The following is a 10,720-nucleotide window of genomic DNA, read 5'->3' as shown; positions in this document are numbered from 1 at the left end:
CAGAATGAACGCAAGGGTGCCCCCAGGGTGAGACCTGGGCCACATTCTGCGGTATGAGCACCGACACCTCATCCCCACCGGTCCGGCGGGACCGAACACACTTCCTCTACCTGGCGGTGATCGTCGCCGTCTTGGCCGGTATCGCGGTCGGCCTGCTCTTCCCGGAAGTCGGCAAGGAGCTGAAGCCGCTCGGCACCGGCTTCGTCAACCTGATCAAGATGATGATCGCGCCGGTCATCTTCTGCACCATCGTGCTCGGCATCGGCTCGATCAGGCAGGCCGCCAAGGTCGGCCGGGTCGGTGGGCTCGCCCTCGGCTACTTCCTGGTCATGTCCACGGTGGCGCTGGCGATCGGCCTCATCGTCGGCAACATCATCCACCCCGGCGCCGGACTTCACCTGAACGAGGCGGCGGCCGCGGCCGGGCAGAAACAGGCCAGCGGCGCCGCCCACGAGGGGGTGGGCGACTTCCTGCTCGGGATCATCCCGAAGACGCTGTTCTCGTCGCTGACCGAGGGCGACGTGCTGCCGGCCCTGCTGGTGGCGCTGCTGGTCGGCTTCGCGGTGCAGGCACTCGGACGCACCGGCGAGCCGGTGCTGCGGGCCATCGGGCTCCTGCAGAAGGTCGTCTTCAAGATCCTCGCGATGATCATGTGGCTGGCGCCGATCGGCGCGTTCGGCGCGATCGCCGCCGTGGTCGGCGAGACCGGCGTCGACGCGCTGAAGAGCCTCGCGCAGATCATGCTCGGCTTCTACCTCACCTGCGCGATCTTCGTGTTCGGCATCCTCGCGGTGATCCTCTGGGCGTTCGCCCGGATGAACATCTTCCTGCTGCTGCGCTACCTGGCCCGGGAGTTCCTGCTGATCCTGTCGACCTCCTCCTCGGAGTCGGCGCTCCCGCGGTTGATCGCGAAGATGGAGCACCTGGGCATCAGCAAGCCGGTCGTCGGCATCACGGTGCCGGTCGGGTACTCGTTCAACCTCGACGGCACGGCCATCTACCTGACCATGGCGTCGCTGTTCATCGCCGAGGCGATGGGCGATCCGCTGTCGGTCGGCGAGCAGATCTCGCTGCTCGTCTTCATGATCATCGCGTCGAAGGGTGCGGCCGGGATCACCGGGGCCGGGCTCGCGACCCTGGCCGGCGGCCTGCAGAGCCACCGGCCCGACCTGGTCGACGGCGTCGGCCTGATCGTTGGCATCGACCGGTTCATGTCCGAGGCACGGGCGCTGACCAACTTCGCCGGCAACGCGGTCGCGACCGTGCTGGTCGGCACCTGGACCGGCGAGATCAACAAGGAGAAGGCGCAGGCCGTGCTGGCCGGCGACCTCCCGTTCGACGAGTCGACAATGCTCGACCCGGACGAGGACGAGACGCCCGCTCCCGAAAAGGAAACGACAGCGGCGACCCGGGAGTCCTGACCCGCTGTCCGGCCGCCTCCGGACAGTGCACGGGCCCGGCCCCGCAAGGGGCCGGGCCTCTTTCTCAAACCAAAGAACGACAGAAAACCGCATCAGGTGTACGGGCTGAGCCGATCCGGCCGGTCCACGCGATTCCGGCCGCGTATTCACCAACAGCGCACTGACCCTTGTAATAGCCGGTGGCGAAGTCCCCACCCGGGTTACCGGCCGGCCGGTTGTCGCCACGGTCGAACCAGATCGTGCGGCCGGAGCTCGCCGGGGCATTGGCGTAACCGCAGAGAGCACTCGACATCGCCGCCCCCCGAACCGCGTAACCGACGAGCAGCGCACCGGCCGGGCACTGGAACTTCGTGTACCCCGACGCCCAGTCCGTGCTCACATATCGCTCATCCTTGACGACCTCGTAATTCGTCCACGACGAGGCGCCGCCGGTGTCCGTACACAATCCGCGGTTGCCTTTGTCGGCTATGCCGATGAGTCGTTGGCCGTCGGGGCAGGCGGCCTTGCGGGCCCCGGAGTCCCAGTCGGGCCGGTCGCGCAGAAGCGAGGAGGCCACGAAGTCACCGCGGTCCGGACTGAGCATCGACCAGCGCGCGGTGGGGGCGATATATCCGGATTTTCCGGAGGTGGTCAAGCGACTCCACGCGTCGTAGCGCCAATCACTTTTCACGGAGTCGAAGCCGCCCGACCGGTCCCAGAACAGCAGCGCCCAATTGTTGGCGCTCCGGTTATCCAGCCAGCCCACCGCAGGCCAATAGGCAAAGTCGGCATCGGTCTGGATCAGATAGTCGGTGAAGCTGGCGAACCACTGCCGCTGCGACGAGCCCGGGGCCGAGCCCGCGTCGACCCCGAACTCGCTGATCCACACCGGCGCGGTGAAATGCTGGTCCGGCGTGCCGGAGACGTAGAAGGCATCCCGGTCGAGCACGGTGAACAGATCGTCCCGGGAGAAGTCGCGATAGCGCGGATCACTCGTCTCGCCGATCCCGGTCGCCCCGCTGTGATTGGGCCCGGTGTAGTCGTAGAAGTGCGCCGAGTAGACCAGCTTCCCGGAGGTGACCAGGGTGTGCGAGAGCGTCCGGACCGGAGTCAGCGTCGGCCGCCCGTGCGCGAATCCGTCCACCGGGATCCCGGTCCAGTTGATGCCCTCCACGATGATCAGCAGATTCGGGTTGGCCTCGCGCAGAATACGATCGCCGAGGTGCTGCGACGCCGCGAACCAGTCGTGGTCGTCGCCGCCTCCCCAGTTCGGGTCGTCAAGCACGTTCCGGCGCACCTCGTTGTAGAGGTCGGCGCCGACGACCCGCGGATTGTCCCGGTAGCGCCGCACCATCGTCAGCCAGCTCTCCTCCCATTCCGCGGTGGTCTGCGAGGCATTCCAGCGTTCGTTCCCGTCGACCCCACAACACCACTTCGTGGTGTTCGTATGGTTGTTGAGAATCACGGCCAGCCCGGCGTTCGTGAGTGACGTGACTACCCGGTCGTACACCTGCAGTGGGGTCAGGCCGTTGAGGGTGGGATCGGCGGCGCCGGTGACCGGTTGGGTGTCGCGCAGCATCTCGTCGGAGAAGGGCAGCCGCACGCTGTTGATGCCGATGTCCTTGAAGCCGTTCACCACGGTTTCGATCGACACCCGGTCGAGGCCCATCGGAATGCGCCGGGAGTTCTCCCCGGCGTGATGGTTCGCGTCGACGTTGACGTCGCCGGAACCGTTCCAGGTGCCGCTCGCGCCGTGCCAGTTCGCCGACTTCAGTTTGAATCGCTCGCCATTCGCATCCACGATGTAGCGCCCTCGGGTGCTGAGTGGCGCGGCCCAGGTGGGTTCGGCCGCCTGCACCGGCGCGGGGCCCGCCAGCAGCAGCGGAATCAGCAACGCCTTAACCATCGACATGTGCAGATATTCAACTCGCACACCGGGGAAAACCCCAGATCCCGGGGGCGGATTGACGACAGATCTTGCCCGTCCGATCAACGTATGGTGCCTCATGCCTGCTGAGAACCCCGTCACCCCGATCCTCGGTGGCGACTCCTGCACCGCGAAGCTGCCCACCTGGGGCGTGACGCGCGAGTTCCGCTTCGGCCAGTTCATCCGCCTCTACAACGAGACCGTGACCAGCACCGGACGCACCGTCTCGATCCCGATCGTGCTGAACACCAGCGGCGACATCGTCGAGACCCCGGCCCGGATCACCAGCACCCAGCGGGTCGCGCTCAAGGCCGGCCTCAACGGCAACACCGCGACCGGCCCGGCCCCGCTGTCCACCGCCGGCGCCGGCGCCGCCCCGTCGATCGGCCTCAACGTGATCGCCTCCGGCGTCGACCCGGGCCGCGCGGTCACCGGCCAGGCCGACCTGTCGCTCGCGATCGCCGACGTGGACCACGTGATCGGCACCGGCAGCATCAAGATCGACAACGCCACCTTCAACGTCGATCTGAGCGCGCAGGCGGCCGGCCGGCTCCGGCAGGGCGAGAGCGTGCTCACCGTCGCCACCGCCGACGGCAAGAGCGCGGTGGTCCGGCTCAACCCCGCGATGCAGGCGGTGAACCTGGAGGCCGGCTCGCTCGACCAGGTGCTGGCCAGCCGGCAGATCGAGACCGAGCTGGGCACCGTCACCCTCGACGAGAACGGCATCCGCGACCTGCTGGCCACCGGCACGGTGACCGCCACCGCGACCAAGGACGGGGTGGCGACCGGGCTGGCCCAGGTCAACACGATCGGGGCCGGCGACTCCCGGCCGGCCACCGCCGCGATGGGCATCGCCGACCTGGCCGAGTTCCTGGCCTACCCGGTGATCCCGACGACCAGCGGCGGCGGCCTGGTGCTGCAGCTCGGTCCGGAGGAGATCCGGGCGCTGCGCCGCGGCGAGCAGATCACCACCCGGGCCGGCGACGACGAGGTCAAGCTGATCTGGCCGCGGGAGGACGAGCTGCTGCCCGAGGGGTTCCGGATGCTCGGCCGGGCCCGCCCGATCAACCAGCTCGAGGTCACCCACGACCTGCGCCGGATGACCCGGGACGCGGACCGGTATTCGATGCGCAAGGACGGCGACAAGACCGGCACGTTCCGGCCGCCGCCGATCAAGCACACCTCGTCGACCGGCAACGGGCTCATCGACCTGTCGACCGTCGGGCTGCCGGTGGCCGTACTCCTGCCTTGGAAACAGACTTGGACCTTGACCGGGTTCACCCGGGGCAATTTGATCTCCAGTCTGGCCATGGCGCCCGGCGAGGAAACCACGATCACCGTGTCCAGCTGGGAACGGCGGTCCAAATCGCTGATCCAGAGCGCCGAGACCGACATCGACCAGTCCTTCGACTACACCTCCTCGACCCGGGACACCGAGGACGTGATGCGCGAGGTGACAAGCACCAACGAGTTCGACGCGCAGGCGTACGGGTCGCTCGACGCCTCCTACTCGCCGGGGGTCGCGTCGATCCGGGTGCAGGTCGGCGGCGAGGTGTCCAACGCGCAGAGCCTGGCCAACGCCACCAAGTCGTCCACCCAGCACGTGCGTGAGTCGACAAGCCACGCCGCCACCCGGGTGCGCTCGCGGCGGGTCACCACCATCACCGAGAGCATCGAGACCGAGCAGCGGACCAGCGTGGTGCGGACCATCCGCAACCCCAACCAGGGGCACACGCTGACCATGAACTTCCACGAGGTGCTCGCCCACTACGACATCAACCTGGTCTTCAACAAGGCCGGCGTGCGGATCGTGGTGCTGGTGCCCAACCCGGTCGAGATCAGCACGTTCACCGAGCTGGACGTGCGGGTCAACGAGGCGACGCTGCGCAACGGGCTGCTGGACGCGGCCCTGGTGGAGGGGTTCGAGGCGTGCCGGACGCTGGAGGCGTACAAGCAGGCGGCCGAGGAACTGCACAACCTCGCGGTGGCCGGTAAGAAGGAGAAGGACCTGGACCGGCACCGGGAGAAGCCGGGCACCAACCAGCCGGCCAAGCCCGACAACCCGTACACCGCGACGGTGAATGCGATCCTGACCGACCTCAAGCGCCGGGCCGGCGAGTTCACCAGCGTCGACGTGCAGGCCGCGCTCACCTCGATCGCCGCGCACCGCTCCCCCACCTCGGCCGAGCTGTCGGCGGCCCAGCGCTGGCTGTGGAAGCGCCTGGTCGGCGCGAAGTTCGGCACCGGCCTGACCACCGAGCTCGACCGGCTGGCCGGCGCGAGCGTCACCCCGGAGGCGGCCCGGTCGCTGCTGTCGGCGGTGCCGCCGGCCGGTTCGGCGCCCGCCCTGGACGGCCTCGGCGGGGTCGGTGACAAGGACAAGGAGGACGCCGGGCTGGCCCTGCGGATCACCTCGATGCCCGGTTACGTGTTCTGGGACTGGGGCACGTTCTGGTACCCGAACGGCAAGAAGGAGGGCATCTACGACGTCGAGGACGGTGGCATCCCCGGCGCGCTGGCCCAGCTGAAAACCGCGTTCCAGAACTGGGAGGCCAAAGAGGCCGAGGGCGCCGGGCAGCAGGCCGCCGCGGCCGTGGTCGCCGCCGCCGGCGAGGAGCAGACCACCACCACGATCGCCGACAAGCTGGAGATGAAGTTCGGCGCCGAGATGATCGGCTCGGCCCGGGAGCGCAGCCAGACCCTGCTCACCCACCTCAACCAGCACCGCGACTACTACCGGTACGTGCTGTTCCAAGCCCTCCCGCCGAGCGAGCAGCTGCAGCGCCTGATGGAGGGCGCCCCGCAGCTCAAGATCGGCATGTTCGAGCCGCACGTGGTCGCCTCGGACGGCCCGAACCTCGCCATCCCGCTGGCCCCGCTGGCCGAGACCACCCTGATGAAGGTGGTGACCAGCCTGGCCACCGAGATGGAGAAGGCCACCCAGGAGGCCGAGGCGTCCGGCGAGCGGATCGCCACCGACACCGTCATCCTGCCCACTCCCGGCATCTCGGTGGAGTCGTGGCGCGGCGACTGCGAGGCCCTGGAGGACCACCTGGTCGAGCTGCGGGTGGCCGAGGCCAGGCGAGCGGTCGCCGAGGCCCGGGTCGCCGAACTGGAGGCCGACCGGCGAGCCGCCCGGATCGCCGCCGGCGACCTGGACGACCCGCTCACCCCGCCGAACTCGTTCGCGGTCAAGGTCGAGAACGACTAGTGGCCGCTCGGATCACCATGCCGGACGGGAGCACCATGTTGGTGCTCCCGGTCGGCGACACCGTCGCGATCGACCAGATCGCCCGCAGCGGTTACCTGCTGGGCGGCTGGTCCTGGGTCGAGCGCACCCTGGCCCTGCTGACCGCCCGGCTCAAGACGGCCCGGGAGACCAACGTCGGCACGGGCCAGCGGACCCGGTTCGGTCCGTTGCAGAACCCCGGCGCGGGCCTTGCCCTGGCCGAGGAGACCGAGCCGGCGCTGGCCGCCTGGCGGGCCGCCCGGGAGCGGCTCGCCGTCGAGGTGGCCAAGGATCTGGCCGTGGTCGAGGAGGTGGCCCGGGCCATCGCGCTGCGCCGGCTCGACGCGTCGGAGGCGCAGATTCTCGCCGAGTCGAAGCGGTACCTGGTCGGCGACTTTTTAAAACCGCGATCGGTGACCCTCAAGCCGGGCGACGAGGTCGAATCCCTCCGGGCCGCCGTAACCGAGCTGGCTTCGGCCGAGGCCTCGGTTGCTGAAAAAGACGCGTACGCGGCCCTGGCCGCCACCCTGATCACCGTGTCCGGCGGCCTGCCCGGGCTGCTCTCCGGCAACGTGCTGAAGGTAGCCCGCGAGGTCCAGGAATCGGTGGCCCGCGGCGTCGAACTGGCCGCCCTACGCGCCCGCCTCGGCGCCGGCCACCCGGTGCTCTACCGGATGCCGCTGAAGGAGAAGCCCACCGACAAGGAGCTGCTGGCCGCGATCGTCGAGGCGCTGACCGCCACGTCAACGGCGGTCAAGGCGGTCCGGGACAGCACCCGGGCCGAGGTCTGGCACGACCGCCACACCAAACACGAGCAGGGCCCGGCCGCCGGGCTGGCCGCCGAGTTGCGCTCCCGGGGCATGAAAGGCGGGCTGCCCAGCCTGCTCGACCCGAAGTTCGGCCCGTGGGCGTTCCAGCAGGTGCTCGCGGACGCCGTCGGCGACATGTACGGCCCCGGCCCCAGCTCGGCCGGGCAGGCCGTGCACGACGTCTACTACAGCATCGACCCGGCGCTGGGTGACGAGTTCGGTTCGGCGCTGGGCCTGATGGGCGGCCTGCTCACCCTGCACCTGGTGGCCCCGCCGCTGGCGATCGTGGCCGACGTGGTGCTGGCGGCCAAGGGCATCCTCGAGGCGTGGGCCGCCTATCTGCGGGACGCCGACGCGTACCGTTGCTCGCTCGACCCGGCCGAGTCCCTCGGCGTGGAACCCTCCAAGCTCAAGCTGGCCCTGCAGTGTGTCGGCGAGGTCGCCGGCGCCCTGCCGGCCGGCAAGCTGGCCGGCTCGGTCACCGTCCTGGCTCCCCTCGCCGCCGGGTTGGTCCGATGATCCCGAAGCGCATTCTCGCCGCCCTGGTACGCAGCGTCCGGCGCGGCGCGGTCCAGCTCGGCGCGAGCCCGCTGGACGCGCTCTGCCGCGCCCACCCCGACTTCGCCGCCGCCTTCGTCCACCTCGATCTGCGGGTGCGCATCGCCCGGATGCTGCCGGCCGCCGACCCCGGCCAGGCCGCGGTGAAGGCGGCCCGGCGCGACGTCGACGAGGCCCTGCGCCGGCTCTCCGACGACCAGGAGGCGGCGGCCCGCGCCTGGCTGCGCCAGACCGTCGGCGAGACGCCCGCCGCGAAGAGCCGCGACGGCCTGCTCGCCGCGGTCCGGCGGCGGCTCGACGTGGAATACCCACCGCCGCCGGCCCGCGCCGCCGTGGCCCAGGCCGCACGGGCCGCGACCACCGCGCAGACCGCGTTCGACAGGCTGTACGAACTGGCCGCGCGCGACGGCCGGGTCGCCCGCGCGCTGCAGGCGTTCGAGCGGTCCTGCCTGCTCGACGCGCCCGGCGACATCGCGGTGGCCGCCAAGGACCTGCAGAACGCGGTGCTGGCCGCCGGCCTGCCGGCCAAGCAGCGCAACCGGATCGTGCAGGCCGTCGAAACCGTGATGCGCGGCTTCGACCGCACCCGGACCACCGCCGACGGCCTGGCCGTGGTGGAGAGCTTCTTCGGCCGCTTCAACCGCCTGAGCCCCACCGACCCGATGGTCGACGTCTACGCCCGGCTGCAGTCCTGGCTGACCACCGACGACCTGGAGATCCTCGGCACCGCCCTGGCCCGCTGCAACCCGGTGCCGAAGGCCGCGGTGCCGGCCGAGAAACTGGCCGAGCAGATCGCCGGCCGGATCAACATCTACGTCGGACTGCTCGGCCAGCTGATCGGCCAGAAGGGCGCCTACCGGCGCCTCTTCGAGGAACAACTGCGGCGGGCCGCGGCCTTCGCCGAGAGCAAGGCCGGTGCGGCCTACAAAGTCCGAGTCGGCCGTACGCCGGTGCGCGGCCTGAACAAGAGCGGAAAGAGCTTCGCCCAGTTCTACGACGACACGATCCTGCTGGTAGACGAGGCGACGGGAAAGGTAGCGATCGTCTTCACCGGCCAGTTCAAGGCGGGCGACGCCGGCTCGGTCGACGTGCTCGGCCAGCTGGCCTCCGACGACGCCCGCAAGGCGCTGGGCAAGCTGCTGCTGGACGGCAAGCAGTACGACATAGTCGACGGCTTGCTGCCGGAACGAACCGCCATCGTCACCACCATCCTGGGCGTAGCCGAGGAACGAACGTGGAAGGACGGCAAGAGCGTGGTCACCCGCTCCTCAACGGACCCGGCCGCCGTCGCCGACGCCCTGGCCGACCGCGTGGTCACGTTCCTGCCGATGCCGGTGCTCCCCGACGACCTACGAGCGCTGATCCGCTTCCTCCTGGAGGCGACCGAGAAGATCCCCAAGGTCTAGCGCGGGGTTGGCCGCCGCGTCCTCACCCAGCTCGGGATCGTCAAGCAGCGCCACAATCCGCTCGGCGGCCAACCGAGGGCAGGCGGCCATCACCTTCCGAACCCCAGGATCCCGGTCGGCCAACAGCCCGGCGATCAACTCCGGCTCCGCGTCCGGATCAAGAGCAACCAGCTTTCGTACGGCGGGATCAGCGTGATCCGCGAACCGGGCGAGGCCACCGCCCGGGAATCGCGGAAGCTCCCGAAGCCGATCCCAGGCGACCAGGTAGTGAGAGACCAACCGGCGGAAGTCCCCGTCGAGGTCGAGGAAGCTGCGCAGCAGCAGCGCGGGAGGCGCGGCCGGTTGACGCAGCGCGGTCATCAGCCGTACCCCCGGTTCTGGGTCTTCGGCCAGCACCGCCACCAGGTCGTCGGGCAGCGGCGGCCCGCCCGCCGCCCGGCGCCGCAGCAGCGGATTGACCGACCGCGCCCACCCGGCCGACACCTCCCCGTGCCAAGGCGTGAGCACGTCCAGGGTGAGATCGACGTCGAGCCGGTCCCGCTGCTCCTCGGTCAGCCCCGGATGCACCGAGACCGCCGTGCGAACCTCGACGGCCGGGTCCGCGACAAGCCGCCGGAGCTGCTCGTCGGTCAGGTCTTTTCGTTGCGCGACGCCCGCCCGCACCTCGGCATGCGGATGCTCCAGCAGGGTCGCCGCAAGATCAGCGGGAAAGCCCCGCTGCCGCGCGGCGTACCCGAGCTCCTCCGGCACGTCACGCGCCACGACGAGGTCGATCAGCTCGGCCGACATCGGCTGCTGCAACACCCACCAGGTGCCATGACAGATCCGATCCGGCAGTTCCCCCGGCTGCCGCAGTCGAAGCCGCTCGGCGACGGTGGCCTCGGCGACGGCCCGCACCTCCGGGTCGCTGTCCCCCAGCAGCGGCGAGTCCACCATCGCGAACCGGGCCGCCCACCGGCGAACCCGCACGTCCGGATGCCCGGTGGCGATCCGAAGGACCCCATCCTCCGCCGACAACAGGTCGAACAGCACGTCATCCCGAGGCCCCCGGATTTCGTCGAAGGTGCCGTCGAAAATCCGGACGAGCAGCCGCCGCACCGCGTCCGCCCCGATCGAACGCTGATCCCGGCGACCTCCCGCAGCGATCGCGACCCACTGCTCCGGATCGTCAACGAGCGCTTCCCGAATCCGCGGCTCCACCGACCGATGCCCGGCCACCGCCGCCCGAACCCCCGACGCCGGATGCCGCCACATGGTCTCTTGAACCACCACCGGCAGTTCGTCCCGCCGCCAGAGCTCACGAGCCATCGCCACCGGATGCCGTTCCAGCAATTCCAGCAACAAGGCCTCAGACACCGCCGGATTCCGCAACAGCCCGCACAGCCAAGCCT

General features: G+C 70.0%; 6 protein-coding genes. 4 read left to right on the top strand and 2 right to left on the bottom strand.

The features are described from left to right. Nucleotides 1–53: 53 nt before the first annotated feature. Entirely contained in the window at nucleotides 54–1,421 is a 1,368-nt protein-coding gene (locus Ate02nite_RS21460; protein WP_203808274.1) for a cation:dicarboxylate symporter family transporter, read from the top strand. 64 nt (nucleotides 1,422–1,485) lie between these two features. Here the strand turns inward: Ate02nite_RS21460 and Ate02nite_RS21455 are convergent, their stop codons facing one another. Then, nucleotides 1,486–3,312 carry a glycoside hydrolase family 5 protein gene (locus tag Ate02nite_RS21455; protein WP_203808272.1) on the bottom strand — a complete coding sequence of 609 codons (1,827 nt, stop codon included), beginning with the start codon at nucleotides 3,310–3,312 and terminating at the stop codon, nucleotides 1,486–1,488. A gap of 94 nt (nucleotides 3,313–3,406) precedes the next feature. Here Ate02nite_RS21455 and Ate02nite_RS21450 point away from each other — a divergent pair, with 94 nt between their 5' ends. The 3 genes from Ate02nite_RS21450 to Ate02nite_RS21440 are packed head-to-tail and all read left to right on the top strand — an operon-like array spanning nucleotide 3,407 to nucleotide 9,329. After that, entirely contained in the window at nucleotides 3,407–6,538 is a 3,132-nt protein-coding gene (locus Ate02nite_RS21450; RefSeq protein WP_203808270.1) for a hypothetical protein, read from the top strand. Between the two features lie 35 nt (nucleotides 6,539–6,573). Continuing rightward, nucleotides 6,574–7,884 (top strand): hypothetical protein, encoded by a 1,311-nt coding sequence (locus Ate02nite_RS21445; RefSeq protein ID WP_203808268.1) that lies wholly within the window; start codon nucleotides 6,574–6,576, stop codon nucleotides 7,882–7,884. After that, a complete protein-coding gene (locus tag Ate02nite_RS21440) occupies nucleotides 7,881–9,329 on the top strand; it encodes a hypothetical protein (RefSeq protein ID WP_203808266.1) in 1,449 nt (482 codons plus the stop codon). Before Ate02nite_RS21445 ends, Ate02nite_RS21440 begins: the two co-directional genes overlap by 4 nt. Here the strand turns inward: Ate02nite_RS21440 and Ate02nite_RS21435 are convergent. Then, entirely contained in the window at nucleotides 9,273–10,685 is a 1,413-nt protein-coding gene (locus Ate02nite_RS21435) for a hypothetical protein (RefSeq protein ID WP_203808264.1), read from the bottom strand. The two genes, Ate02nite_RS21440 and Ate02nite_RS21435, sit on opposite strands and share 57 nt — an antisense overlap. Nucleotides 10,686–10,720: the final 35 nt, after the last annotated feature.

The sequence above is a fragment of the Paractinoplanes tereljensis genome, assembly GCF_016862435.1.
GTDB lineage: Bacteria > Actinomycetota > Actinomycetes > Mycobacteriales > Micromonosporaceae > Actinoplanes > Actinoplanes tereljensis.
Note: the sequence above shows the minus strand (reverse complement) of the source record. Positions and strands in the feature narration are given on the sequence as shown.

Coding starts and splice junctions, on each gene's coding strand:
- Ate02nite_RS21450 (WP_203808270.1), top strand. CDS start 3,407: ATGCCTGCTGAGAACCCCGTCACCCCGATCCTCGGTGGCGACTCCTGC.
- Ate02nite_RS21455 (WP_203808272.1), bottom strand. CDS start 3,312: ATGTCGATGGTTAAGGCGTTGCTGATTCCGCTGCTGCTGGCGGGCCCC.
- Ate02nite_RS21440 (WP_203808266.1), top strand. CDS start 7,881: ATGATCCCGAAGCGCATTCTCGCCGCCCTGGTACGCAGCGTCCGGCGC.
- Ate02nite_RS21445 (WP_203808268.1), top strand. CDS start 6,574: ATGTTGGTGCTCCCGGTCGGCGACACCGTCGCGATCGACCAGATCGCC.
- Ate02nite_RS21460 (WP_203808274.1), top strand. CDS start 54: ATGAGCACCGACACCTCATCCCCACCGGTCCGGCGGGACCGAACACAC.